This window comes from Nocardiopsis sp. KDC1DS13DA1 (assembly GCF_055632325.1).
The window spans coordinates 1-23,243 of the sequence record NZ_JBVMUY010000024.1; the positions used below are offsets into that span (position 1 = coordinate 1).

The 23,243-nt window shown below is 73.2% G+C and carries 28 protein-coding genes; 3 read left to right on the plus strand and 25 right to left on the minus strand.

Going from position 1 to position 23,243, the window contains the following annotated elements; all coding sequences use genetic code 11:
• Positions 1–125 precede the first annotated feature (125 nt).
• Entirely contained in the window at positions 126–431 is a 306-nt protein-coding gene (locus tag ACTVAJ_RS16040; RefSeq protein WP_470388965.1) for a hypothetical protein, read from the minus strand.
• Between the two features lie 112 nt (positions 432–543).
• On the opposite strand from ACTVAJ_RS16040, the gene ACTVAJ_RS16045 reads away from it, so the two are divergent.
• A complete protein-coding gene (locus tag ACTVAJ_RS16045; protein WP_470388966.1) occupies positions 544–1,137 on the plus strand; it encodes a flavin reductase family protein in 594 nt (197 codons plus the stop codon).
• 53 nt (positions 1,138–1,190) lie between these two features.
• Here the strand turns inward: ACTVAJ_RS16045 and ACTVAJ_RS16050 are convergent, their stop codons facing one another.
• The 10 genes from ACTVAJ_RS16050 to ACTVAJ_RS16095 form a co-directional block, all read right to left on the minus strand.
• Positions 1,191–1,859, minus strand: a complete 669-nt coding sequence (locus ACTVAJ_RS16050) for a maleylpyruvate isomerase family mycothiol-dependent enzyme (protein ID WP_470388967.1) — start codon at positions 1,857–1,859, stop codon at positions 1,191–1,193.
• 77 nt (positions 1,860–1,936) lie between these two features.
• Positions 1,937–3,295, minus strand: a complete 1,359-nt coding sequence (locus ACTVAJ_RS16055; protein ID WP_470388968.1) for a cellulase family glycosylhydrolase — start codon at positions 3,293–3,295, stop codon at positions 1,937–1,939.
• A gap of 123 nt (positions 3,296–3,418) precedes the next feature.
• Entirely contained in the window at positions 3,419–5,212 is a 1,794-nt protein-coding gene (locus tag ACTVAJ_RS16060) for a glycoside hydrolase family 6 protein (protein WP_470388969.1), read from the minus strand.
• Positions 5,213–5,677: 465 nt separating this feature from the next.
• Entirely contained in the window at positions 5,678–6,298 is a 621-nt protein-coding gene (locus tag ACTVAJ_RS16065) for an FMN reductase (RefSeq protein WP_470388970.1), read from the minus strand.
• The gene (locus ACTVAJ_RS16070; RefSeq protein WP_470388971.1) at positions 6,295–7,398 is read right to left on the minus strand and encodes an LLM class flavin-dependent oxidoreductase; all 1,104 of its coding nucleotides are present in this window, start codon (positions 7,396–7,398) and stop codon (positions 6,295–6,297) included. The genes ACTVAJ_RS16065 and ACTVAJ_RS16070 overlap by 4 nt, the downstream gene beginning before the upstream one ends.
• Before the next feature lie 279 nt (positions 7,399–7,677).
• Positions 7,678–8,337 carry a hypothetical protein gene (locus ACTVAJ_RS16075; RefSeq protein ID WP_470388972.1) on the minus strand — a complete coding sequence of 220 codons (660 nt, stop codon included), beginning with the start codon at positions 8,335–8,337 and terminating at the stop codon, positions 7,678–7,680.
• Between the two features lie 2 nt (positions 8,338–8,339).
• Positions 8,340–8,957, minus strand: a complete 618-nt coding sequence (locus tag ACTVAJ_RS16080) for a DUF6286 domain-containing protein (RefSeq protein ID WP_470388973.1) — start codon at positions 8,955–8,957, stop codon at positions 8,340–8,342.
• A 32-nt stretch (positions 8,958–8,989) separates the two neighbouring features.
• Complete coding sequence (locus ACTVAJ_RS16085) at positions 8,990–9,376, minus strand: Asp23/Gls24 family envelope stress response protein (protein ID WP_470388974.1); 387 nt, start codon at positions 9,374–9,376, stop codon at positions 8,990–8,992.
• Positions 9,373–9,558, minus strand: a complete 186-nt coding sequence (locus ACTVAJ_RS16090) for a hypothetical protein (protein ID WP_470388993.1) — start codon at positions 9,556–9,558, stop codon at positions 9,373–9,375. The genes ACTVAJ_RS16085 and ACTVAJ_RS16090 overlap by 4 nt, the downstream gene beginning before the upstream one ends.
• 41 nt (positions 9,559–9,599) lie before the next feature.
• Complete coding sequence (locus ACTVAJ_RS16095) at positions 9,600–10,109, minus strand: Asp23/Gls24 family envelope stress response protein (protein ID WP_470388975.1); 510 nt, start codon at positions 10,107–10,109, stop codon at positions 9,600–9,602.
• 180 nt (positions 10,110–10,289) lie between these two features.
• Between ACTVAJ_RS16095 and ACTVAJ_RS16100 the strand changes: the two genes are divergently transcribed.
• Both ACTVAJ_RS16100 and ACTVAJ_RS16105 read left to right on the plus strand, forming a co-directional pair.
• A complete protein-coding gene (locus ACTVAJ_RS16100; protein ID WP_470388976.1) occupies positions 10,290–10,868 on the plus strand; it encodes an RNA polymerase sigma factor in 579 nt (192 codons plus the stop codon).
• The gene (locus tag ACTVAJ_RS16105; protein ID WP_470388977.1) at positions 10,859–11,419 is read left to right on the plus strand and encodes an anti-sigma factor; all 561 of its coding nucleotides are present in this window, start codon (positions 10,859–10,861) and stop codon (positions 11,417–11,419) included. Before ACTVAJ_RS16100 ends, ACTVAJ_RS16105 begins: the two co-directional genes overlap by 10 nt.
• A gap of 62 nt (positions 11,420–11,481) precedes the next feature.
• On the opposite strand, the gene ACTVAJ_RS16110 is transcribed toward ACTVAJ_RS16105, so the two are convergent.
• From ACTVAJ_RS16110 to ACTVAJ_RS16175, 14 genes are all read right to left on the minus strand, one after another.
• Positions 11,482–13,947, minus strand: coding sequence for an OmpA family protein (locus ACTVAJ_RS16110; RefSeq protein WP_470388978.1), 2,466 nt, complete (start codon positions 13,945–13,947; stop codon positions 11,482–11,484).
• A 19-nt stretch (positions 13,948–13,966) separates the two neighbouring features.
• Complete coding sequence (locus tag ACTVAJ_RS16115; protein WP_470388979.1) at positions 13,967–14,377, minus strand: pilus assembly protein TadG-related protein; 411 nt, start codon at positions 14,375–14,377, stop codon at positions 13,967–13,969.
• Positions 14,374–14,829, minus strand: coding sequence for a TadE/TadG family type IV pilus assembly protein (locus ACTVAJ_RS16120; RefSeq protein WP_470388980.1), 456 nt, complete (start codon positions 14,827–14,829; stop codon positions 14,374–14,376). The genes ACTVAJ_RS16115 and ACTVAJ_RS16120 overlap by 4 nt, the downstream gene beginning before the upstream one ends.
• Entirely contained in the window at positions 14,826–15,206 is a 381-nt protein-coding gene (locus ACTVAJ_RS16125; protein ID WP_470388981.1) for a TadE/TadG family type IV pilus assembly protein, read from the minus strand. The genes ACTVAJ_RS16120 and ACTVAJ_RS16125 overlap by 4 nt, the downstream gene beginning before the upstream one ends.
• Before the next feature lie 4 nt (positions 15,207–15,210).
• Positions 15,211–15,393 (minus strand): hypothetical protein, encoded by a 183-nt coding sequence (locus ACTVAJ_RS16130; RefSeq protein WP_470388982.1) that lies wholly within the window; start codon positions 15,391–15,393, stop codon positions 15,211–15,213.
• A gap of 31 nt (positions 15,394–15,424) precedes the next feature.
• Positions 15,425–16,327 carry a type II secretion system F family protein gene (locus tag ACTVAJ_RS16135; RefSeq protein WP_470388983.1) on the minus strand — a complete coding sequence of 301 codons (903 nt, stop codon included), beginning with the start codon at positions 16,325–16,327 and terminating at the stop codon, positions 15,425–15,427.
• Positions 16,324–17,211 carry a type II secretion system F family protein gene (locus ACTVAJ_RS16140; RefSeq protein WP_470388984.1) on the minus strand — a complete coding sequence of 296 codons (888 nt, stop codon included), beginning with the start codon at positions 17,209–17,211 and terminating at the stop codon, positions 16,324–16,326. The genes ACTVAJ_RS16135 and ACTVAJ_RS16140 overlap by 4 nt, the downstream gene beginning before the upstream one ends.
• Complete coding sequence (locus tag ACTVAJ_RS16145) at positions 17,199–18,563, minus strand: CpaF family protein (protein ID WP_470388985.1); 1,365 nt, start codon at positions 18,561–18,563, stop codon at positions 17,199–17,201. The genes ACTVAJ_RS16140 and ACTVAJ_RS16145 overlap by 13 nt, the downstream gene beginning before the upstream one ends.
• Positions 18,560–19,309, minus strand: a complete 750-nt coding sequence (locus tag ACTVAJ_RS16150) for a hypothetical protein (RefSeq protein WP_470388986.1) — start codon at positions 19,307–19,309, stop codon at positions 18,560–18,562. The genes ACTVAJ_RS16145 and ACTVAJ_RS16150 overlap by 4 nt, the downstream gene beginning before the upstream one ends.
• On the minus strand, positions 19,309–19,989 hold the full coding sequence (locus ACTVAJ_RS16155) for an SAF domain-containing protein (protein ID WP_470388987.1): 681 nt from the start codon (positions 19,987–19,989) through the stop codon (positions 19,309–19,311). Before ACTVAJ_RS16155 ends, ACTVAJ_RS16150 begins: the two co-directional genes overlap by 1 nt.
• A gap of 25 nt (positions 19,990–20,014) precedes the next feature.
• The gene (locus ACTVAJ_RS16160) at positions 20,015–20,890 is read right to left on the minus strand and encodes a hypothetical protein (RefSeq protein WP_470388988.1); all 876 of its coding nucleotides are present in this window, start codon (positions 20,888–20,890) and stop codon (positions 20,015–20,017) included.
• The gene (locus ACTVAJ_RS16165) at positions 20,884–21,411 is read right to left on the minus strand and encodes a hypothetical protein (RefSeq protein ID WP_470388989.1); all 528 of its coding nucleotides are present in this window, start codon (positions 21,409–21,411) and stop codon (positions 20,884–20,886) included. The genes ACTVAJ_RS16160 and ACTVAJ_RS16165 overlap by 7 nt, the downstream gene beginning before the upstream one ends.
• A 238-nt stretch (positions 21,412–21,649) precedes the next feature.
• Positions 21,650–22,411: a DeoR/GlpR family DNA-binding transcription regulator gene (locus tag ACTVAJ_RS16170; RefSeq protein ID WP_470388990.1), complete on the minus strand. Its 762-nt coding sequence runs from the start codon at positions 22,409–22,411 to the stop codon at positions 21,650–21,652.
• 183 nt (positions 22,412–22,594) lie between these two features.
• A complete protein-coding gene (locus ACTVAJ_RS16175) occupies positions 22,595–23,128 on the minus strand; it encodes a DeoR/GlpR family DNA-binding transcription regulator (RefSeq protein WP_470388991.1) in 534 nt (177 codons plus the stop codon).
• Between the last annotated feature and the right edge of the window lie 115 nt (positions 23,129–23,243).

The following is a 23,243-nucleotide window of genomic DNA, read 5'->3' on the forward strand; positions in this document are numbered from 1 at the left end:
TCCGGCGCACCACCCTCCCAACGTCGCCCACCACCACCCTCAACCGACGCCTCCGGCGCACCACCCTCCCAACGTCGCCCACCACCACCCTCAACCGACGCCTCCGACGCACCACCCCTCCGGCGTCAAAGCACGACGACGTATCTCTCCCAGGGGAAGACGACGTCGTCGTCGCCCGCGTCCACCACCCGCCCGTCGGTCGAGTGACAGGAGCCCTGCATGACCTTGATCCGCGCGTTGGTCGAGTTGACCACCCCCGCCACCTTGTCGGGAACGCTGACGCAGCCGGAGGGGTTGGCGCGGTGCACGGATCCCCCGTCCAGCGTGACGAAGACGATCTCGCCCCTGGCCGCGGCGGCGGGCGCGGCGGTGGCCAGGGCGAGGGCGGCCGCGGCGGCGAGGACTCCGGCGGCGGAGTACGGTCGGCGCATGATCCACTCCTTTGAGTATCTATTTGACAACTGTCCGTAGTTGTCCTGAACGCACATCTACCACGTGGACCGGCACCTCGCACCTCCGGCATGCGGTAGATTTCGGAACCCGATGCGTATCGAATGGACTCCCCAGGACCTGCCCGGTCGGGCCTTCTACCGACTGCTGACCGCCACGGTGGTGCCGCGGCCCATCGCGTGGGTCTCGACCACCTCCGAGTCGGGTGTGGACAACCTGGCTCCGCACTCCTTCTTCACCGTGGCCTGCACCGATCCGGCGATCGTGCAGTTCACGTCGGTGGGGCGCAAGGACTCACTGCGCAACGCGGAGGCGACCGGGGAGTTCGTGGTCAACCTCGCCCCGGAGGGACTCCGGGAGCAGGTGAACGCGACCGGCACCGCCTACCCGCCCGAGGTCAGCGAGTTCGACGCGGTCGGCCTCGCCCGGGAGGCGAGCAAGGCGGTGCGTCCGCCGCGCGTGGCGGACTCGCCCGTGGCCCTGGAGTGCGTCCTGCACTCGACCGTGCGCCTGGGTGACTCGACGGTGGTCTTGGGCCGCGTGGTGCACGCCGCCGTGGCCGAGGAGGTCCTGGTCGAGGGCCACCCGGAGGTCACCCGGCTGCGGCCGCTGGCGCGCCTGGGCCGCAACGAGTGGTCCGCGCTGGGCGAGGTCAGCGAACTCGACCGCCTGCCCTACCGCCCCTGAGCCGCCACCGGGCCGCCCGGAGCGGGTGCTCCCCATCCTCGGGCGGCGGACGGTCAGAGGGCCAGGTCCCGCTCCGGCGCGGGCAGGGTCGGCAGGCGGTCGGCCACGGCCGACGGGTCGCCGGACCAGTCCATGGCGGTGATCTGCGCGACGCTGCGACGTCCGGTCGCGGCCCGGGCGAGCTCGAAGGCGCCGGCCCGCAGCTCCAGATCGTCCCCGTCACCCAGCCGCCACTCCTGACCGGTGTCGGTGGCCAGCACCCGCACGCCGGGAAGGGCCTCGGCCCAGGTGCGCCCGAGACCGCGCAGGACGAAGTCGGCGAGCTGGTCGGCGTACTCGGTCTGGGGCGCCGCTCCCAGGGCTCCGCGCAGGTCGTTCTCGTGGTGCCACACGTCGAGCGCGGGCAGGGCGTAGCGCGCCCTGGTCTCGCGGGCCAGGACCTTCAGCAGGGCGGGCGTGGCCTCGCGCCACTCCGCGCAGATCGCGGGCAGGTCGTCCTCGGCGCGCTCGGCGACCTGGCGGGCGGTCGCCTCGTCGTCGGAGGGCGGGGTCAGCTCCCTGTACGCGACGTCGACGCTGATCCCGGCCAGGTGGGCGTAGGTCTGGCGCACATCCCAGGCGGGACAGGCGGGAACGGTGGTGGCGAGCTGGTCGGCGGTGAGTTCGGCGGCCAGGTCGAGAAGCCTGTCCTGGCAGCTGGTGTACACGCTGGCTGAGTTCATGCGCACACGCTACCGAACAGTGTTCGGGGACGGCCGGGCCGCCCCGGAGCACCGTTCCGGGGCGGTCGCGGCTCGGGTCAGGAACCGGCGCCGCAGGCCAACTCGGGGACCGAGGCGGGGCCCTGACGGGTTCCGGTGAGGCCGAAGGTGGTGGTCGCGCCCTCGGACAGGACGGCGTTGTACCCGGCGTCGAGCGCGGTCACCCGGGAACCGCTGGTGGAGACGGCGGCGTTCCACACCTGTCCGATCTGCTCACCCTCGGGGAGCTCCCACTCCACGGTCCAACCGTCCAGGTCGGTTCCGGCGGTGACGGTGACCTGGGCCTGGAAGCCGCCCTGCCACTCGTGTCGCACCGTGTACCCGGCCGTGCAGTCGCCGTCGACCGGCGGTTCGGTGGGCCCGTCCGTGGGCGGGTCGGTGGGCTCTCCGCCGCCCCCGTAGACCGGCGCCTCCTCGGCGGTCTCGGCGATGCCGTCGGGACCGTGGAAGATCCGGTCGCCCCACGCGGTCAGCCGGGCGGGGTCGAAGTCCTCGACCATGTCCAGGTACTCCACCCCGCCGCCGTTACCACTCCAGGACCAGCCGAAGTAACCCAGTCCGAGGCGTTGGGCGTGGTACATGACCGCGTTCTCGTCCGGGTCGCCGTCGCTGTGGTCGTGGCCGAACTCGCCGATGATCAGCGGCAGACCGGCGTCGGTGAAGGACTCCATGTAGTCCACGACGGTCGCCTCCTGCTCGTACACGCCGTACATGTGGACGGAGAAGACGGTGTTGGCGTCCGGGTCGGAGTCGAAGACGCCCTGGGCGCCCTGCCGCATGGTCCCGCGCCAGTCCTGACCCCAGTTGGGGGCGTCCACGACCAGCGTGTGGTCGAACCCGGCCCCGCGCAGGCGGTTGATCGCGGCACCGGTGTCCGAGGCCCAGTCCGCGTTGGTCGCCTCGTCGTTGCCGTAGGGCTCGTTGCCGATGTTGACCAGGACGTGGTCCTCCTCGCCCTCGACGGCGTCGCGCACGCGCAGCCAGTAGTCGACGGCCTGGTCCAGGGTGGCGGCGGCCCGGTCCTCACCGTAACCGGTGGTGTCGTGGACCTCCAGCACGCAGATCAGCCGGTTGGCCCTGCACTGCGCGACCACGTCGGCCACGTCGTCGACGCCGTTCTCGGTCCAGCGGTCGCCACTGCTGAGGACGACGCGCACCGCGTTGGCGCCGAGGGACTTGATGTCGGCGAGGGAGTCGGTCTCCTGCGGGTACCAGGTGTGGGCGTGGCTCACACCGCGGATGACGAAGTCGTTGCCCGCGGCGTCCACCAGTCGGCCGTCCCGGACACGGAAACCCGTGTCGGCCTGGGCGGGCAGCGCGTGGACCACCAGCGCCGCGACGAGGGCGAGGGCGGCCCCGAGGGCGACGGGAAGTCTCGATGTTCGGGGGGTTCTCATGGTTCTCCTTCCGAGGAGGAAACGAGACAACGTTGTCCCGGCAAGCCGGGGTGAACGGGGAGCGGCCGCACCGGCCGCCCCCCGTTCACCGCCCCGTGTCGGGGCCCGACACGGGGGAACCGGTCAGTCGAGGGACGGGTGGGCGTTGTCCAGCAGCTCCTGGAACTGCTCGGGGAACCAGTGGCCGGAGACCGGGGCGTTGGGCAGGGCACCGCTCATGCTGTTGCCGTTGCGCGGGTTGCCCTCGTAGGTCGGGTCGCACATGCGGTCGAAGCCCTTGCCCTCGTCGTTGGGGATCTCCTCGCTGGAGCCGTCGGACTCACCCGGCGGCTTCATCCAGACGTAGGCGTCGATCCCCGGCTCGGGAGCGGCCTGCGGACGCTCGCCCAGTCCGGCACCGGCCTGGTTGCACCAGTTGCCGATGTGGATGCGCCGGTCCATCCGGCTCTCGTCCACGTAGGTGTCGACGTCGGTGGAGGAACTCGGCGCGGTCGGACGCCCGTCGCCGCCCCAGCCGTTGCGGGAGGTGTCGATGAGCATGCCGATGTTCTCGTCGAACCCGACACCGACCAGCTCCGTGCGCAGCGCCTGGGCGAAGGAGAGCTCGTCGGCGTAGCGGTTCCAGTCCACCCAGGCGGACTGGCGGACCAGAGCGCCGCCGATGACCCCGTCCACGTCGATGTGGGGCTCCTCCAGGGCGGAGTAGTTGGCCGTGTTGGCGATGAAGCCGTGCACGTCGTCGGGGGTGGCGCCGGCGGCGTTGGCGGCCTCGTGGAAGACCTCCGCCGAGGCGGTGAAGTTGTCGTCCCAGCCGATCCAGCCGTGGTGCCCGGCGTCCACGTAGTTGTAGACGTTGCCGATCGCGCCGAGGGTGGACAGGGCGTACCCCACACCTTCGACGTAGTTGCCGTTGGCCAGCATCTCGTCGCACTCGGGGGTGGCCGTGGGCCGGGAACCGACGTTGGTGACCAGGTTCGGCAGCGAGTCGATCTCCACCGTGGTCACGACGCGCAGCTCGGTGTCCTCGTAGTCGGCGAGGATGTCGGCGATCGGGTCGATGTACTCGTTCTTGTAGCGGTCGATCTCGTCGGGGCCGAGTTCCCCGTTGGAGGCCAGGGCGGCGCAGTCCCGGCCGGGCAGGTTGTAGATGACGAGCTGGACGACCAGGGGGTCGCCGGCGGCCTGCGACAGGGCCTCGTCCAGGTGGTCGCGGAGGCCGTAGTCGCCGGTGGTGGGGCTGTCGTTGCCCTCGATGGCGCTGATCCGGTCGAGCCACACACCGGTGGGCTCGTCGGCGACGGCCCCGCCGCCGGGTTCGGCCGCGGCGTTGTCGGACCAGATCGGGTTGACGTAGACGTCGGCGCCGACGTAGGGGTTGTCGACGCGTTCACCCGGCGTCGGGTCCGGGTCGGTGGGGTCGTCGGTGGGTTCCCCGGTCGGTTCGTCCGTGGGCTCCCCGGTGGGATCCGGGTCGACCTCGCCCCGGCACACCGTGCCGTTGAGGGTGAACTCGGAGGGGACCGGGTTGTCGTCGCCGTAGGTGCCCTGGAAGCCGAAGGAGACGCCGGCCCCGGCGCCGATGGCGGCGTTGTGACCCACGTTGGCGGCGGTCACGCTCGGGCCGGACTGGGTGTGCGTCGCGTTCCAGATGTTGGTGACCCGCTGGTCACCGTCGAAGTCCCAGCCCAGTTCCCAGCCGTCGACGGGGTCGCCGAGGTTGGCGATCTCCACGTTGGCGGTGAAACCCGAACCCCAGTCGTTGGTGACCTGGTAGTCGACCTCGCACCGGGTGGCGGCGCTGGCGGTCGTGGGAAGGGTGACGGCGGCCAGTGCGCCGCCGAGGAGGAGGACGGTCATCGCGGCCAGGCCGCGTCGTGCCGCCGGGCCCGGGTCCGGCACACGTCGGAAAGTGCTCATCTGCTGCTTCCTCATGGTTGGGGGGTAGGTCCATCAGGGATCACGCGAGCACGTGCGCGGGTGGTCCGCGAGCGGGGCACGGCGGGTGGGCGCGGCCCGCGCGGTCGGGAACGGGAGCAAGCGGACGGGGCATGGCCACCTCGGTGGTCGGCGTGGACGAGCGCCGTGTCGTGGGGAGCGCTGTCGCCGTGTTGTGGGGGAACACTGTGTGGGAGCGCTCCCACAACTGGGCGGACGAACCTCGCGAAAGGGACTCGCGCGGTGCGCGCCGCCCGGTGTGCGATATTTCGGGAGCGCTCCCATGAGCGTAGTCACCAACAGTCCTCGTGTAAACACCCCATAAAGCGCGGATTTCCGGCACGCGTCAACGTCCCGGCGCGCCGGACGGCGCCCGGAACACGGACGGAGGCGTTCCGGGCGGGCCGGAACCCGCCCACCCGGAACGTTCGCCCCCGCGTGCGCCCCTCACCGGCCCAGGCCGCTCATCAGGTCGTCGAAGGAGACCGGGTCCTCGAAGCCGTCCCTGCCCACGGGGGCACGGTCCACCGCCAGACCCGCCAGCTGGCGGGCCGCGCGGTGGATCCGCCCGGTCAGCTCACGGCCGCCGCCCTCGCCCGAACCCCAGTCCTCCGAGGCCGCGTAGACACCGGTCGGCGCCACGACCGAGCGGGTGTGGGCGAACATCGGCCGCAGGGCGTGCTCCAGCACCAGGGAGTGCCGCGGACTGCCCCCCGTCGCGCCGACCAGCACCGGCATGCCGTCCAGGGACTCCGGCTCGACCACGTCGAAGAAGGACTTGAACAACCCGCTGTAGGAGGCGTTGAACACCGGGGTCACCGCGATGACGCCGTCGGCGCCGGCCAACCGGTCCAGGATCTCCCGCAGCCGCCCGGTGGGCACCCGGGTGGTCATGGCGTTCATGATGTCGTGGGCCACCTCGCGCAGCTCCACGGTCGTGGCCTCGGCCCGCACCCCGCGCTCGGACAGTGCCTCCACGGTGGCGGCGATCAGCCGGTCGGCGAGCAGGCGGGTGGAGGACGGGGTGCTCAGCCCCGCGGTGACGGTGACGATCGAGCGCGTGGTCATCGGGCGGCCTCCGCGGTGGTGTCGGCCTCCTGCCGGGCGGCCAGCAGGGAGGCGTGGGTGGGCGCGTCGGGGACGTGGGCGGGCCGGCGGGAGGCGAACTCCCTGCGCAGCACGGGGACGACCTCCTCGCCGAGGATGTCCAGCTGCTCCAGGACGGTCTTGAGCGGCAGGCCCGCGTGGTCCATGAGGAAGAGCTGGCGCTGGTAGTCGCCGAACATCTCGCGGAAGCCGAGGGTGCGGTCGATGACCTCCTGCGGGCTGCCGACGGTCAGCGGCGTCTCACGGGTGAACTCCTCCAGCGAGGGCCCGCCGCCGTAGACGGGCGCGTTGTCGAAGTAGGGCCGGAACTCGCGGACGGCGTCCTGGGAGTTCCTGCGCATGAACACCTGACCGCCCAGGCCCACGATCGCCCGGTCGGCGCTGCCGTGCCCGTAGTGCTCGAATCGGCGGCGGTAGAGCGCGATGAGCTTCTTGGTGTGGGTGGCGGGCCAGAAGATGTTGTTGTGGAAGAATCCGTCACCGTAGTAGGCGGCCTGTTCGGCGATCTCCGGGCTGCGGATGGAGCCGTGCCACACGAACGGCGGGACCCCGTCCAACGGACGCGGGGTCGAGGTGAAGCCCTGCAACGGTGTGCGGAACCTGCCCTCCCAGTCGACGACGTCCTCCCGCCACAGCCGGTGCAGGAGGTTGTAGTTCTCCAGCGCCAGCGGGATGCCCTGGCGGATGTCCTGGCCGAACCACGGGTAGACGGGACCGGTGTTGCCGCGGCCCATCATCAGGTCCACGCGCCCGTCCGCCAAGTGCTGGAGCATGGCGAAGTCCTCGGCGATCTTGACCGGGTCGTTCGTGGTGATCAGCGTGGTGGACGTGGACAGGATGAGCCGCTCGGTCCTGGCCGCGACGTAGCCGAGCATGGTGGTCGGCGAGGAGGCGACGAACGGCGGGTTGTGGTGCTCACCGGTGGCGAAGACGTCCAGACCCACCTCCTCGGCCTTGAGGGCGATGGTGACCATGGCCTTGACGCGCTCGGCCTCGGTGGGCGTGCGCCCGGTGGTCGGGTCGGTGGTCACGTCGCTCACCGAGAAGATTCCGAACTGCATGACCCGCTCCTAGTTCTCTTCCAAAGAAGTAGTTTCGCCAGAAACTATCATGCCGAACAGCGGCACCCGCCGTGGTATTCCCACCGCCGACTGGCGACGCCGGGCCGACCGGAGAGGGCACGTCGGGGGGTGAACGCCCCGGGCCCGCGGCGAAGGTTACCGGCAGCCTCGACGTCACGGACGGGGGCGGGGCCTCCAGTGCCTCCCCAGCACCGGTGGCCGCACCACCCCCGTCCCCTCCGCCTGACCCGTCCCCTCCCCCTCTGAGGGGCACGAGGGTCAGGCGAGCCTTCGATCCGACCGACGCCCCGACACGGTCACGCGGAGCACGGACGGAAGCCGTTCCAGTTCCAGGGACGCGCGGAGCGGAATGAGACCGTCCTCACGAACGGTGCGCCACACGTCCGCGGGATCCGCGTCCTCGGTCAGTTCCAGGTCGAGCCACAGCCGGGGCTGCCTCGCGCACTCGGTGAACCGGGCCCGGCCCCGCACCACCCGCGGATCGCGACGGATCCGGTCCACCAGGGCGGTGCCCACGGCACCCGCGGCGACGGCGGCGCGCCCGGCGGCGGGGTCCCCGCCCGGCCGCAGCCAGCGCAGGCGGTCCCTCCGCGCCTGGACCAGCAGCCAGCGGAGGGCGAGCAGCGTCACGGCGACCCCGGCCAACGCCACCGCGTGCGTGGCCCAGGGCCATGCCAGGGCCCGGTCCGCCACCGCCGCCCCGCGGTCCGCGAGTCGCCCGGCCACCGCGTTCCCCTCCCTGGCCGTCCATCCCAGAACCAGCCCCGACGCCCCGCAGAACAGGACGGCGAACCCCACCAGGGCCAGACCGAGGCGGTTGCCGCGCGCGGTCCGCCGAGCCCTCCGGTGCGCGAATCCGCGGATCGTGCTGGCGGTCACTCCGGGACCGGGACCCGGGTCACCCGCGCGCTCGTGCACGCTCACTCCTCCCTCCGCACCCGGACGGCCACACGCGGGGACCGGAGCGGAGCCAGTTCGTCCAGTCGCCGGCCGACGACCGCCTCGACCCGCCGTGACAGCCCGTCGGCGCCCTGACCGCGGGCGTACACCGTGATCCGCACCGAGCGGCGCCCCACGCGTACGCGGGCCCGGAGGACACCGTCGACCCCGTGGACGGCGCCGCCGAGCAGCGAGCGCAGGGCGCCCCCGGACAGGCCCACGACCGTGTCGCGGTCATCGGTGCGCAGAGCACTGTGGGTACCGGCTCCGGGGACGAGCGCGGTCACGATCAGGGCGAGTCCGAGCGCGGCGGCCGAGGCGGAGGCGATCATCGCCTCCGGTGACTCCCAGGGAGTCACCGACGCCCCGAGCAGACGGTCGTGTTGCCCGAGCACCGGCGTGGAGACACCGAGCCGGCCCATCGAGAGCAGCACCACCGCTCCCCCGGTTCCCGCGACGCACAGGGCCGCGACGATCGCGGGCACCGAGCGCCGCGGCCTGAAGACCCGCAGGGCGGTACTCTGCGCGGCCCGGGACCGGGCCGGGGACGTAACGGGCTCCCACCGCGGGAGCGGTGGCGCTTCCTGGAGACGAGTCACGTGTGACTCCTTCGTGTGAGGGGGGCGAGGGTTCAACGCGCCCGCGGTTCGGGCACGAGTCGGACGATGTCGATGTCGGCGCCGTCGACGACGAGACCGGTCATGCGCTCCACCGCCCGGGTGACGCGCCCGCGCACCTCCGACGACGTGCGCCCCAAAGGGACCGGATAGACGAGGGCGATCCGCAGGCGCACGGCGACGCGGGTCCCGCTCCGTCTCACCTCGGCCCGGGCGGTGGGACCGCCGCCGCGGCGGGCTCCGGGGAACCCGCCCAGCGGACGGACATGGGGGTGCTCGGCGGCGGCCGCGCACACCAGGCGTTCCAGGGCCCGGTCGGAGACGACCGTCGCACCCCGGACGGGGGGTGGAGCCGGCGGCGCGGCGCGGTCGGCGGGGAGGACCCCGGTCGTGCCGTTCACCGCCGCTCCCACCGCTCACGCCCCGTGAACAGGGCGCCCAGGTCGATGTCGCCCTCATAGGCCCGCCCGCCCAGGAACCCGCCCGCTCCGAGCACCAGTACGAGCAGGAAGGCGTCGAACCCGCCGAAGGCCGCCGACAGCCCGAGGACCGTGCCGAAGGTCAGGCCGACCACGGGCCACAGCGGCCCGGTTCCGCCGACGGGCCCCTCCGCGCGGTCGCGCATCACTGGACCCTCGGTGCGGCGGAGACGTCGGCCTCACCCTCGTCGGGCAGGTGGATGTCGTCCACCGTGATGTTGACCTCGATGACCTCCAGCCCCGCCATGCCCTCGACCGCGGCGACGACGTCGCGCCGGACGACGGTCGCCAGGTCGGGTATGCAGACCCCGTACTCGACCACGAGGTTGATGTCCACCGCCGCCTGCCGCTCCCCCACCTCGACGGCGACGCCGCGCGCCACCGCGCTCGTGGACGCGGAGCCGGGGATGCGTTCGCGCACGGCGTCGAACGCGCGCGCGGCCCCGCCTCCCATCTGGTGCACGCCCCGGACCCGCCGTGCCGCCATACCGGCGATCTTGGCGACCACGTGGTCGGCGATGGAGGTGCGGCCGGGGGCCGCGGCCGCGCCCCTGGGGCGGTCGGTGCGGACCACGGCGGACATCCTCCCGCCCTGTTCGACCGGGGTCGTCTCCGGGACGGCGGTCTGCGTGCTCTGGCTGTTCTTGGCGGTCACGGCCGTTTCTCCTTGGGTCCTCGCCGACGCGGTCGCGTCGTGCGTCAGTGGGAGGACACGTGGACGCGGGCGAGGCTCACGGTCGATTCCGTGTGATCTACTTCACTCCTGCTGGCGAAGGGGAGCGAAAAGCAAGAACGTTGAGCGACACATTGGACACATAGGGTAGTTTCACTGTGCATGTGCACCGGAGGGTTCACTCAATCACCGACGCACGGTGCGAGCGCACTTCCGCAGGGCGTGCTCGTCGAGCGCGCCCAGGACGGCGATGACCGGGCGTTCGAGATCCTCGTGCGCCGACACCAGGACACCGTCTACCGCATCGCCCTGCGGATCCTGCGCGAGCCCGCGGACGCCCGCGACGCCGCCCAGGAGGCGCTGGTCACCGCCTGGCGCAAGCTGCCCGAGCTCACCGACCCCGAGAGCTTCGCCGCCTGGCTGAACCGCATCGTGGGGCGGCGCGCGTTGAACGTCCTGCGTTCCAGGAGACCCGAGACGTCGATCGAGGACGGCGAGCGGATCGTGGCCACGGCCCCCGGGCCGGCGGCGGAGGCGTTCGCCGGAGGTCTGCGGGAGGCGCTGCTCGACGCACTGTCCGGATTGCCGCCCCCACAGCGTGTCTGCTGGATTCTGCGTGAAATGGAAGGATTGGGTTATGAGGAGATAGCCGAGATCGTCGATACGACCCCGACCGCCGTGCGTGGACGTATACACCGCGCGCGTACCCATCTCGTGGAGGCGCTTGAGTCATGGCGGTAGACCCGTCCGACGTCCACGACCGACTACCCTGCGCCAATACGGTGGACGCCCTGCTGCGCCACCTGGTCTCCGGCGCGCTCACCGAGCACGAGTCCACGTGTCGGCACTGCCGGGAGGAGGCCGAGGAGCTGCGGCCCCTCGTCACGGCGGTGCGACAGTCCGGCGAGCAGCGGGTGACCGCTCCGCCCGGGCTGCTCTCCGACGTCATGCGCGCCGTACGCGCGGAGCGGCGCACCGGGCGCACCATCGTCCTGGACGGATCCGGCTCCGGCGGCACCGAGGTCCGTGAGTCCGCCGTGGCGGCCCTTCTCCGGGCCGCGGTCGACACCGTGCCCGGCGTGGTCGTCGGCCGCTGCCGGATCGAGCAGACGGACCGGGGCGTCCTCATCCGGGCGGCGGTACGGGTCGCGCTCGACCAGCCCATCCCCGAAGCGGCGGAGGCGGCCCGGAGCACCATGCGCGCGCTGGTGGAGGAGCGGCTGGGACTGCCCGTGGTCCGGGTCGACCTCGACGTCGTGGACGTGCGCAACAACGGGGGTCGGAACCGGTGACGCGCGGGGCGGCGCCACCGCCCCGGCCTCGGCCCCGGAGTACGTGAACACGGGTCGCCTCGTCAGGCGTTCTCCTTCGGGCGCCAGGTCCGCCCCCGGCCCGCCTTCCTGGGCTTGCGGGGCAGCGGACGGTTCGCCGACCCGTCACCGTCCGGCTCCCGGGAGCCGCCCTGCGTGTCCGGTGCGGTCGGTTGCGGCTGATCCGCGCCGGGTGCGGCCGGTCCCGGTTCGGCCGGACCCGGGCTGACGCGGCGTCCGGCCGTCGCCCGGGCAGCGACGGTCCTGCGCTTCGGCGCCCGACCGGGCACGGAACCGGTCGCGGGAACCTGTTCGGGGTCGCCCGTACCGACGGACCCCGTCGGGGACGTCGCCTCCTCCGGAGCCGGGTCCCTACCCGCGGCCGCCCCGGAGGCACCGGGCCCGGCCGCGTCGACCGGTTCGGGGGTGCCGTTGTCGAGGACCTCCGACCAGAAGGCGTTCGTCCCGGGGCCGTCCTCCCCGTCCTCGCCGATGTCCCAGAACGGGGAGGAGGCCGTCGGGTCGGTGACGGGCCCGGCCTTCCCCGGCTTCCCGGGCCTGTGGGCCTTTCCGGCCTTCTCCGGCCTCCGGGGCGCCTCGTCCTCCGCGGGTTCCCCGGCCTCGGGGACCTGCGCAGCCTGCCCGGCCTGCGACCGCTCGGGCCTCCCGTGGACGGGCCCGTCCACGGGAGGCCCGCCCCCGACGGGTACGGAGTGCCGGTAGGCACGGATCGCCTCGGTCACCCGGTCGGCGTCGCAGCCCGGCCACGAGTGGTGGGCGAGCGGGGCGAGCGGGGTACTGGCCTCGGTGATGAGCCCGTCCTCCGCGACCGTCAGGCTCCCCCCGAGCGGCCACCGCCCGAGCACCACCGCGGTGATGCCCCGGTGCTGGCCGTGCAGCAGGAGCGAGGACAGCGCCGTCTCGTGCCGGGTGTCGGGCACGGTGACCAGGACGAGCGGTGCCGGGTCGTCCATCCACAGGGCCTCGTCCGCCCGCTGGTGCAGCTCCTGCTGGAGTTCCTCCAGGGCCCGCTCCATCGTGCCGACCATCCGAACGGGCTCACACGGGTGCTTGCTGAGCAGGTCACGGCCCTTCTCCCCGATCAACCGCGCGGTGTCGGCCTCGGTGATCACCACACGCGCGGTCTGCTCGCCCGAGTCGTCGAGCGCGTTGAGCAGCAACCGGCGGGCGGCGCCCGCCGCCCCCTCGCCGGTGACGCCGATGCCCGGAACGTGGCCCAGTTCCACACTGACCCGCTCGTCGATGTCGTCACCGGGGGTCGGGCGGGGCTCGGCGGGCGGAAGAGCCAGGGGCCCGGACCGGGAGGCGGAGGGGAGGCGGCGCGGCAACGACAGCACCACACCGGGAATCCGGACACCGCGCCTGCCCAGAACGTATCCACCGAGGATGCCCGCGAAGGCGAAGGAGAGCCCGACGGCTCCGTCGGGGATCTCCAGGACGACGACACGGTTCTCGCCCTGGTCCCGCTCAGCACCCTCGGACGCCGATCCCGCGTCGCTGGCCGCCGACATCGTCTCCACCCGGACCGTCTCGGCGGGCTCGATCGTCTCGGCGGGCTCAGCCGTGTCCGGCGTCCCGGCCGACGCGGCCGTGTCGGCGGTGTCAGCGGCCTCCGGAGTCTCGGCTGGTGCGGCCGTGTCGGTGGGCTCCACCGTCTCGACCGCCTCCGGTGCCTCCGATGCCTCCGGGGGTGCGGGCGGTGCGGGGTCGGTTCTGACCGCGTAGGCCAGCTCCACCCTGCGCTGCGCCGCGTGGTCCCCTTCGCGCGGCTCCTGCGATCCGACGCCCCGCACCACCGTCTCGGGTGCCGCGTCCCCGAGTTCGGCGGCCAGGTGGTCGGCCACCGCCCGCGCCCTCCGTTGGGACAGTTCCACGTTGTACCCGTCCTCGCCCCTGGGGTCGGCGTGTCCGGTGATCCGGACGGGGCCGCCCGGATCACCGTGCTCGCGGACCAGGTCCACCACCGGGGCCAGGTCCTCGCGCATCGCGTCGGTCAGCTCAGCCGAGTCGGTGGCGAAGCCAGCGACCGTGCGCTCCCGCTCGACGCTCTGTCCCGCCTGTGCCTGGTCGGCGACGGGCACGGGCGGCGGCGCCCCGTCCTCGTCCGCGGGCGCCTCCTCTTCCTCCGGCTCCTCCAGGACGGTGTCCGCCAGCGCGTAGGTGGGTGTCAGGACCGCCGCGCCGACCGCCGTCGCGGCGACCGCCTGCAGCGGCCCCAGCGGACGGAACAGTCCGGGCGTTCCGCGCAGTCGCGCGAGGGCCTCCACCACGATCCCGGCCAGGTACAGGCCCCACAGCGTCCACAGCAGCACGATCAGGAACGCGGTCGGCACCCCGGGCGGGATACTCAGACCCCGGAGGTGGACGAGCGTGCCCGCCCAGGTCAGGTCGAGCCGCGGCCACTCCAGGTGCCACAGGAGCGCGTACGGGACGCCGAGCAGGACCGCCGCGGCCAGGAGGAGGGCACTCGGTTTGCGGAAACGTGACATGGCCGCCTCAACTCCACATCTAGGGCGCGGGCTCTGTGTACGGGCGGGCGCTCGCGGTGGACTCGACCGTGGTCGAGCCCAGCGGCAGGAGGGCGAAGTCGTAGCCGACCCGGGTGGTCACGGTCACGGTGTCCCCGTCCACGGTGACGGTTCCCGAGGCACCGGACTCGGCGAGGAAGCCCTCCGCGGCGGCCGCCGCGGCCGAGGTGTCCAGCCGTACCGTGTCCGCTCCCTCCCGGTAGGCCGCCCAGTCGAGCTGCTGTGTGCCCACGCGCGCGGCCTCCTGGGCCAGCGCGATCGCCTGGGTGTGGCTGCGCAGCAGACCGCCCCCGTCCAGGACCAGGCCGAGGCAGAACACGAACGCCGACACCATGACCACGGTGAAGGCGGTCGCCTGGCCGTCGTCGGGTCCGAGTCGGTCGCGTTTCACGGTTGCCCCCGGTAGGTGTCCACGGCCACGGTCGACGTCCCCGAGATCGTGACGGTGCTCGGCACGTCGAACCCGGCGAGGTCGCCCAGTCCGACATGGCATTCGAGCGTCGCGGTGACCGAACCTCCGGGACTGAGTCCGGCGTGGTCCAGGGTCAGGGTGTGGTCGGCGCAGGTCAGTCCCTCGGAGGCCAGGCTCGCCTCGGTCACCTGGCGCGCCGCGGCCTCGGCCTGCGGGACCAGGCGTTCGAGCGCCGCCGCGCGGGCGGCGGCGTGGGCGACCTCGTCGGCCGTGGCGCCCGCGCCCACCACCCTGCCCGCGAGGATCATCAGCATCGCGAAGAGCAACAGCAAGGGCGTGAGCAGTGTCAGTTCGACCGCGGCGGAGCCCCGGTCGTCGGCCCTGCGCGGCACCGCGCCACCACGGTGCGGTCCGCCTCCGGTCGGGATCACGGCGCACCTCCGGCGGGGACGAAGCGCTCCACCGGAACGGTCAGCTCGTGCCGTACCGGCCAGGTCAGCCCGGGGATCAGGGACGGGACCCGCGCCTCCACCACGGCCGTGGCCTCGGTCGGGCCGCGTTCGACGGACACGGTGCGGTCGACCAGGACCGTGCCGCCGAGTTCGGCGGCGATGGCCTCGGCGTTGGCCTGGCCGTCCGCACCGTCGACGGTGCGGACGGCCTGGACCGACTGCCGGGCGATGGCGGCGGCCACGTGGTCGCCGTGCATCCAGATCGCCGCCTGCACCACGAACAGGACGAGCAGCAGGAGCAGCGGGGTCGCGACGGCGAGTTCGGCGCTGCCCCGGTCGTCGTCGGGGGAGTGCATGCGCTCAGCCCAGGGAGATGGAGTTGACCTTGTCCGACACGGCTGCCGCGATGACCCCCACCGCGGTCACGGCCATCGCCACCAGGAGGGCGATGACCACGACGGCCTCGGTGGAGTATCCGTCATCGCCCGGGTCGCCTCGGTGGATGCCGAGAACGATGCGGACGAAGGTGACGACGTTTTTCATCGGAGGTCTCCAGGGGATGTGTGCGGTGTGTTCACAGACTGGTGAGGACGTGGCTCAGGGCCGGGTAGCCGAGCATGATGAGGAAGCCGGCGAAGAGCAGGACCACCGGCAGGCTCATCCGTTCGGTGTCCGACTGGGCGTCCGCGTCGAGCTCGGACAGGAACTGGGTGCGCAGGGTCCTGGCCTTGGCGGCGAGTGAGGAACGGATGCGCGCGCCGTCGGCGCCCGCGAGTTGGAGGCTGGCCGCGAGTTCGTCGAACTCCGGTGTGTCGTAGCGCGCGCCGAGTTCGCGCAGCGCCGTCCACGCCGGTTCGCGTCGCAGCGACGCGTCGCGCAGGGCCTCGCGGACACGGATCATCGCCCAACCGTCGCTGGCGGAGCCGGCGTCGGAGAGGGCTCCGTTCACCCCGGCGCCACCGGCGAGGGAGACCACGACCAGGTCGGCGAATCCGGCGAGGGTGTGGCGCATCCTCTCCCGCCGCTTGCGGGCCTCGTCGCGCAGGGACAGGTCCGGCGCGAACCAGAGAACCAGCGCGAACAGCACCCATGCGGGGACGGCGGCGACCGTGGGCGGGCTGGCGCCGACCAGAGCCAGGACCGCTCCCAGGAGCGGGGGCGCCGTCAGTCCCAGGACCAGGCCCGTGGTCTTCTCGGCCAGGTAGGAGGCCGCGCCCCGCTCGCACACGACCAGGTCGCGGCGTGCGCGGTCGCCCGGGAGTCCGAGCGACGACAGCAGCGGCACGCCCGCCTGACCGATCCGCGCCGTCAGTCCGGCGGTGTCCGCCGCACGCGATCGCGGGGGCGTGACGGATCGCGGAGGGGCGAGGCGTTCGGCGAGGCTGGGCCGGGCGAAGCGCACGGCCAGTACCAGCCACAACGCGAGGCCGACGAGGGCTCCGCCCACGACGGCCAGCAGGGGGGCGTCGACGATCACGCGGCCACCTCCGTCTCATGGGTGTCGGCTGTGAGCACGCGCGGCCCGAGTCGGGGCCGGGACAGCCGGACCAGCCACGCCATGGCGGCCGCCCAGACCACGCCGATCACGGCGAACACCGTCTGTCCGAGGAACCCGTCGAAGGGGTCCAGGTACTCGGGGCTGAACAGCAGCAGGGCCGCGGCCATGCCCAGGGTCACCGAGATGATGATGCGCGTCGAGGTCCGTACGCGCGCCCGGCTCGCCGCCGCCCGGACCAGCATCGCGGCCTGCTCCCGCGCGGCCTCGGACAGGGTGCCGAGCAGGAGGCCGAGGTCGGTCGCGTGGCGCGACGTCGCGCTGCTGAGGGCGGCGGCGACCAGGTCGGCGGTGGGGTTGTCGACCTCGTCGGCGAACACCCGCAACGCCTCCCTGGGCGGTGTGCCCAGGCGCAGCCGTTCGGCGAGCCCGGTGACCTCGGCGCGGACCGGCTCGGGGGCGATGGGGACGGTGGCGGCGATGGCCTGGTGCAGTCCGGCGGCCCCGGCCATCAGGTCGCGCAGCATCTCCGTCCAGGCCGCGACCGCCTCCACCCCGGCGACCTGGCGCTGGTGGGCGCGGTCGGGGCCGAGCATGGTCGGTGCGAACCAGGTGCCCGCCGCGAGGAGCACCCCCGCCACCGGCCAACCGGTGACGGTCCACACGGCGGCGCCGACCACCAGGGCCAGGGCGAGGCGGAGGAGGTGGCGCCGGTCGAGCAGCGCGGAGATCGACACCCCCGGCCGCCTCCCCGGCCGGGGTGCCCCGGGCGCGGGCACCAGGAGCGAGGCCGCGGCGATCCAGACCCCGGCGCCCGCGAAGGCGCCGCACGCGGCCAGGAGGAGGAAGGCGGTCACGACGACCACCCCCCGACCTCCACGTCGGCGTGCAGCAGGGCCGGGTCGAACCCGGCCTCGATGAGCGCGTCCAGGGTGTCGGGACTGGGCGGGGCCGCCGGGAGCCGCCCACCCGATCGGCTCCTGCGGTAGAGCTCGTTGGAGATGACGTTCTGTCCCTCCGCGCCGACCACCTCGCGCACGCTGGTGACCACGCGGCCGCCCGTCGGCAGGGCCGAGACGTGCACGACCAGGTGGACGGCGGCGGCCACCAGGGCCGCCGTGGCCTCCAGCGGCAGGCGCTCGGCGGACTGGGCTGCGTAGGCGCCCAGTTTGGTGAAGGCGCCCGCGGAGTCCGCGGCGTGCAGGGTGGTCAGGCTGCCGTCGTTGCCCTGGCTCATCGCGTTGAGCAGGGGCACGGTCTCCTGGCCCCGGGTCTCCCCGACGATCACCCGGTCGGGCGACATGCGCAGGGCGGCACGGACCAGGTCGGCGATGGTGATCTCGCCGACGCCCTCGACGTTGGCGGGCCGGGCCTGGAGCGCGACGCAGTCCGGGTGGGCGTCGGCGTCCCGGTCCAGCCCGAGCTCGAAGACGTCCTCGATGGTGACCAGCCGTTCGGTGGTCGGAATCTCGGCGGCCAGGGCGCGCAGCAGGGTGGTCTTGCCCGCGCCGGTGCCGCCGGTGACGACCGTGTTGCGCCGGGACCGGACGGCCGCCCGCAGGAGGGCGACCAGGACGGGGTCCAGGGTGCCCAGGCCGCGCAGGCGCTCCAGGGAGGTGCGGCTGTGGCGGTGGCGTCGGATGGACACGGCGGGGTCGCGGGCGACCTCCATGACGGCGTTGAGCCGTTCGCCGCCGGGCATCGTCATGTCCAGGATCGGCGCGCCCGGGTCGAAGCGCCGTTCACCGTTGGCGGACTCGGCGGCGATCCGCCGGACCAGGGCGACCAGTTCCTCGGGGTCCCCGAACAGGGGCGGCCGCTGTTCGCGGCGGCCGTCGGCGTAGCGGACCCACACCCGGGAGCCGGTGACGTTGATGTTCTCGATCTCCGGGTCGTCCAGGAGCGGTTGGAGCGGTCCGAGTCCGCTCACCTGGGCGAGGGCGCGGCGGGCGATCACGGCCTCGGTGGCGGGGGCCAGGACGGGGCGACCGGCGGCGAGCGCCTCGCTGGCGGCCCCGTCGAGGATCCTGGCGATGACGCGCTCGGCCTCGCGGCGGTACTCGGCGGGGCCGTACTCGCCGTTCTCGCGCAGCAGCTCGCTGAGCCGGCGGGTGGCCTCGGCCGCCGCCCACCCCACCCACGCGTCCTCGCGGCCCGCGCGGTCGGGGTCGAGGAACTCGTTGGGGTCGTCGTCGAACGTGGCGTCGATCTCGTTCACAGGGGGGCCTCCATCCGCTCCGGCTGCGTGGCCGTCTCCTGGACCAGCGCGCGGGACAGGGACGCCACCGCGCGAAAGAGCGGACGGCGTTCAGGGCGGCGCAGTCCCGCCTCGCCGCGGAGGAAGGCCGCGCTCCGCGGGTCGGCGGGCACCCTGCCCCACACGCGCAGGCCGACCGTGGCGGCGATCTCGGCGGTGGATCCGCTCCCGCCGACGATGACGGTCCACGCGCGGGGAAGCGTCTCGAACAGGTACCGCGCCGACTCCTGGAGTCGGCGCAGCTGGGCCAGGTCGTCACGGACCAGCAGGAGCGCGGTGTCGGCGTGTGCGGCCAGGTGCGCGGTCGCGGATCGGGGGGTGAGCCGTCCCAGGTCGAGAACGGTCACGTGCCCGCTGGCGGAGGTGAGGGAGGCGGCGTTCTGCGCCAGGAGCCGCACCGCGCCGTCCGCCCGGTCGGCGGAGGCGGGAGCCGGGCAGACGGGCAGCCCGCCCCGGAGGACCTGCGCGTGTTCGAGCGGCCCTGCCCCGGCGCCGTCGGGGCGCTGGTCGTGACGGACGGCGGCGGCCAGGTCGGTCAGTCCGGGCGAGGCGAACATCCCGCGCCAGACGCCGACGTCCCCTCCCGAGGCGTCGGCCTCGACGAGGAGGGCACCCGGTTCCTCCGGCCAGGCGGCGGCCAGGGCCATCGCGGTCACGGTGACCCCGGGCGCGCCGCCGAGGGAGAGCAGCGCCACGGTGCGGGGCATCACTCGCCTCCCCGGGTCGGGACCTGGACCACGGTGACGCGCTCGGCCGCGGCGGCGGAGGAGATCCGGGCGGCGTCCAGCGCGCTGACGGCGAGTTCGACGATCACGGAGCCGTCGCTCGCGGAGGACTCCACACTCTGGACCCGGGCGGGGTAGGCCTCGGTTCCGGCGTCCTGTTCGGCCGCCCCGCCGGAGTCGTCGGGGATCACCACGACGGAGACCGACGCTCCGGGTTGGAGGGAGGCGGGGAAGCGCCCCGGCATCAGGGCGAGGCCGACGACCGCCTGTTCGGCGGGCGGATAGGCCGCGTCCGGGCCGAGCGCCGTGTCGGGCAGGATCGCCCCGTCGGCCACGGGGACGGTCAGCGCGCGGCCCAGGACCTCCTCCAGGCCCTGCTCCGCGATGACGGCGACCCCGTCGGCCACGGTGATCTGGACGATCCGCAGGTCCTCGGTGGTGACGACGTGGCCGGCGGGCAGGTCGCGGTCGGCCACGAGGACGCCCTGGCGCTGGTCGAGTCGGTCGACGGCGGTGACCCCCGCCAGGGCGCCGGTCGTGGCCATCGCCAGTCCCAGGACCAGCCAGCGCCAGCGCCGCGGCCCGCTGCCCAGGAGCCGTACCGGTGGCGCCGTCGTGCCCGGAACCGTTCTGGGCGCCGGGCCCGTGGTCGTGCCCACCATGTTGCCTCCACTGCTTCGTGCGCTGTCAGCGGCCCGAGTCGGACACCAGGCCTTGTGCTTCGTCGACCGTGACCTCGACCTCGGACGTGGTCGTGACCGCGTCGAGGGTGCCGGACGTGCCGTCGGAGAACTCCCAGGCGATGTCCCAGACGACGCCGGTGGTGACGGTGTGGGTACCGCCGTCACCCGCCCCTGAGGCGCGGGTGTAGGCGTGGCCGCAGTCGGGTGAGGCCGAGTCGGGGTCGTGCCGGGCCGGGTCGAACGCGGTTCCCGGGCCGTCGCAGACGACCTCGGTGCCGTCGCCCATCTCCCACCGCGTCTCCCGGGGGGTCGCCGTGATGGTGAGTGACCAGCCCGGGATCTGGGCGGTCGCTACCACGGGTTCCCAGGTCTGCTCGTCGATCCACAGCCACAGGGGGGTGTTGACCAGGATGAGGGAGCCGTCACCGGGGGAGGTGGCGATCCGGGGCGGGGGGAGTTCGAAGGAGGCCAGGGACTCCTGGATCAGCGTCACGGGGTCGGTCGGGGGCTCGCCCTCGCCGCCCTCGCCGCCGTAGTCGACCGCGTCCCAGTCGATGGCGTCCCAGTCCACCGCGTCCCAGTCGACCGCGTCCCAGTCGACGGCGCTCCAGTCCACATCGGCGTAGGGGTCGTCGGGATCGCCCGTGGCGGTGGAGGTGGTACCGGCTCCCGAGGTGCCCTCGGTGCCGCCCGTCGTCTCGGTGTGGCTCAGGACGACCGTGCATCCGGAACCGCCCTGACTGCCGCACTCGACCTCGGTGAGGACGGGGGTGGAGCCCGCGGCCGCCGGCTCGCCCGCCGTGTCCGCGCTGGCCGGGGGCGCCGCCCCCAGGACCACCGCGGCAACCGCGAGGGAGGTGGCGCCAGTGCGTTTCAACATGATCCCGGCTCCCAGATCCGAAGGTAGGACACGCGCCAGGCGAGTCCGTCGTGTACGAGTTCGGCGTCGACCCTGCGAGGTGCGGCGCCCCCGGCCGCGGCGGGCGCTCCGATGTTCCACCCCGAGTCGTCCACGCAGTCGGCGACGACCGCGTGCGCGGAGTCCTCGAGGGTCACCTCCGGGTCGAGGACGGGCTCACCCGTGACCTCGCTCCCTGACGCGACGGCCCCTTCGAGGGCCTGCCGCATGAGGGCCAGTGCGCCGCCCGTGGCGTGGTCCTCCAGTCCGTCCGGGGCGGTGGCTCCCTCGTGGGAGGCCTCGACGGCCACGGTCCACATGCCGGTGTAGGCGGCGAGCGCGGCGTCCGCGTCGGAGGGGGTCGCCCCCGGGGAGGAGGCGGGTGCGGCGGGCGCCGCGGCCGGTTCCCCGCCGGTCGACGCGCAGGCCGTGACCAGGGCGAGCGCCGCCGCGCATCCCGCCACCGCCGCGCCTCGGCGGGCGGTCGAGACCGTCGATCTCATCGCGGCTGCCTTCCGTTTGGCAGTACATGTGATCGTAATTGGTTTTGAGTGAGGTTATAGAAATCTTGCGTGGCAATCAACCCCAACACTGCCCCGGTGGAGGCGCGAAACCACACGAAGCCACACCAAAAAACAAAGGATGATGGGATGTCTTGACTTGTGGGAGCGCGCGGACACGCGCCCGGGCCGACCGGCGCGGGGAGGAGTCCCGACCTCCGGCCCGCCCCCCGGGCCCCACTCAGACCGTGGTGACGCGCGGTCCGAGCGCGGCCAGCTCCTGCGCCAGGCCGTCGGCCAGACCGGTGTCGGTGATGACGGAGTCGATTTCCTCGACGGAGGCGAAACGGGCGAAGTGGTCGTTGCCGACCTTGGTGTGGTCGGCCAACAGCACGGCACGGCGGGCCGAGCGGATCATCGCGCGTTTGACCTGAGCCTCGGAGGGGTCGGGGGTGGTCAGACCCCGTTCGGCGGAGATGCCGTTCGTGGCGATGAACGCCACGTCGACATAGGTCTCCTCCAGTGCCTGGAGCGCCCAGCCGTCGACGGTGGCCTGGGTGCGGGTGCGCAGTCGCCCGCCGAGCAGCATGAGGTTGATGTTGGCGCGCGGCAGCAGGGTCAGTGCGATCGGCGCGGAGTTGGTGACCACCGTGAGTTCGCGGTCGACCGGGATCTGCTCGGCGAGGCGCCCGGTGGTGGAACCGGCGTCGAGGAGGATGGCGCCCTCCGCGGGAAGCTCGGCCAGAGCCGCCTCCGCGATCCGCCCCTTCTCCCTGGTCATGACGGTGTCGCGCTGGGGGAGGGTGGGCTCGAAACCGAGCCGTTCCACGGGGATCGCGCCACCGTGCACTCGGCGCAGGACACCGTGTCGCTCCAGAGCGGTCAGGTCGCGCCGGATCGTCTCGTAGGTGACGTCGTACTCGGCGGCGAGCTTGGCGACGTCGACCCTCCCCTCCCGGCGGGCACGCTCGAGGATGAGCCGCTGACGCTCTTCGGCGTACATGTGGGATCACCTGTGTTTCACTGTGGCAGTCTCGTTGAGGCCATGGGGGGGCGGCTTGACTCAGGAGTCAACCACATGGCCGTGGTTCCGTGTGGCATGGTGTGGGATCCGCACGCCCCGGGCTCCCACGTGCGCGCCCGGGGCGACTCCGACGACGCGGGGAGGGGCGGGGCCCGAGGTCGGTCAGACGCGCGACAGACGCGGAACGCGCGCCCGGAGGCGGTCGGCCGTCTCCGGGTTCAGGCCGGTGTCGGTGATCAGGAGGTCGACCTCCTGGAGCGCGGCGAACCGGGACATGCGGTCATCGCCGACCCTGGTGTGGTCGGCGAGCGCGACGACACGCCGTGCGACGTTCATGATCGCCTTCTTACCGCCGCCCTCGGCCGGGTCGCGGCTGGTCAGCCCACGGTCGAAGGAGACTCCTCCCGGCACGACGAAGGCGACGTCCACACTGAGTCCGTCCAACTCCCGCAGGCCGGGCAGGGTCGCCCCAGCCTTGCGGTGCAGGCGTCCGCCCATGAGGTGCAGGGTGACGTCGGTGCGGGCGGCGAGCGCGGCGGCCACCGGGATGGAGTTGGTGATGACGGTGTAGCCGTGGTCGACGGGCAGGTGGGCGGCGAGCCGCTCGGTGACGGCGCCCGCGTCGAGGATCACGACGCCGCCCTCGGGCAGTTCGGTGAGCGCGGCCTTGGCGATCCGCTCCTCCTCGGCGGCCATGTTCGGCGGCCGACCCGGCGACCCGGGGCCCCCTCCGGCGCCACTCGCGTCACCAGCACCACCAGACACGTCGGCCTCCCACCCATCCCCGGCCGGGACCGGGACCATCGTTATT

Excerpts from the sequence above, each read along its gene's own strand:
- ACTVAJ_RS16130 (WP_470388982.1), bottom strand. The coding sequence starts at position 15,393 with ATGAAAAACGTCGTCACCTTCGTCCGCATCGTTCTCGGCATCCACCGA.
- ACTVAJ_RS16100 (WP_470388976.1), top strand. The coding sequence starts at position 10,290 with ATGTGCACCGGAGGGTTCACTCAATCACCGACGCACGGTGCGAGCGCA.
- ACTVAJ_RS16045 (WP_470388966.1), top strand. The coding sequence starts at position 544 with ATGCGTATCGAATGGACTCCCCAGGACCTGCCCGGTCGGGCCTTCTAC.
- ACTVAJ_RS16160 (WP_470388988.1), bottom strand. The coding sequence starts at position 20,890 with ATGTTGAAACGCACTGGCGCCACCTCCCTCGCGGTTGCCGCGGTGGTC.
- ACTVAJ_RS16040 (WP_470388965.1), bottom strand. The coding sequence starts at position 431 with ATGCGCCGACCGTACTCCGCCGCCGGAGTCCTCGCCGCCGCGGCCGCC.
- ACTVAJ_RS16050 (WP_470388967.1), bottom strand. The coding sequence starts at position 1,859 with ATGAACTCAGCCAGCGTGTACACCAGCTGCCAGGACAGGCTTCTCGAC.
- ACTVAJ_RS16150 (WP_470388986.1), bottom strand. The coding sequence starts at position 19,309 with ATGCCCCGCACCGTGGCGCTGCTCTCCCTCGGCGGCGCGCCCGGGGTC.
- ACTVAJ_RS16070 (WP_470388971.1), bottom strand. The coding sequence starts at position 7,398 with ATGCAGTTCGGAATCTTCTCGGTGAGCGACGTGACCACCGACCCGACC.
- ACTVAJ_RS16125 (WP_470388981.1), bottom strand. The coding sequence starts at position 15,206 with ATGCACTCCCCCGACGACGACCGGGGCAGCGCCGAACTCGCCGTCGCG.
- ACTVAJ_RS16105 (WP_470388977.1), top strand. The coding sequence starts at position 10,859 with ATGGCGGTAGACCCGTCCGACGTCCACGACCGACTACCCTGCGCCAAT.
- ACTVAJ_RS16065 (WP_470388970.1), bottom strand. The coding sequence starts at position 6,298 with ATGACCACGCGCTCGATCGTCACCGTCACCGCGGGGCTGAGCACCCCG.
- ACTVAJ_RS16165 (WP_470388989.1), bottom strand. The coding sequence starts at position 21,411 with ATGAGATCGACGGTCTCGACCGCCCGCCGAGGCGCGGCGGTGGCGGGA.
- ACTVAJ_RS16110 (WP_470388978.1), bottom strand. The coding sequence starts at position 13,947 with ATGTCACGTTTCCGCAAACCGAGTGCCCTCCTCCTGGCCGCGGCGGTC.
- ACTVAJ_RS16170 (WP_470388990.1), bottom strand. The coding sequence starts at position 22,411 with ATGTACGCCGAAGAGCGTCAGCGGCTCATCCTCGAGCGTGCCCGCCGG.
- ACTVAJ_RS16060 (WP_470388969.1), bottom strand. The coding sequence starts at position 5,212 with ATGAGCACTTTCCGACGTGTGCCGGACCCGGGCCCGGCGGCACGACGC.
- ACTVAJ_RS16175 (WP_470388991.1), bottom strand. The coding sequence starts at position 23,128 with ATGGCCGCCGAGGAGGAGCGGATCGCCAAGGCCGCGCTCACCGAACTG.
- ACTVAJ_RS16055 (WP_470388968.1), bottom strand. The coding sequence starts at position 3,295 with ATGAGAACCCCCCGAACATCGAGACTTCCCGTCGCCCTCGGGGCCGCC.
- ACTVAJ_RS16155 (WP_470388987.1), bottom strand. The coding sequence starts at position 19,989 with ATGGTGGGCACGACCACGGGCCCGGCGCCCAGAACGGTTCCGGGCACG.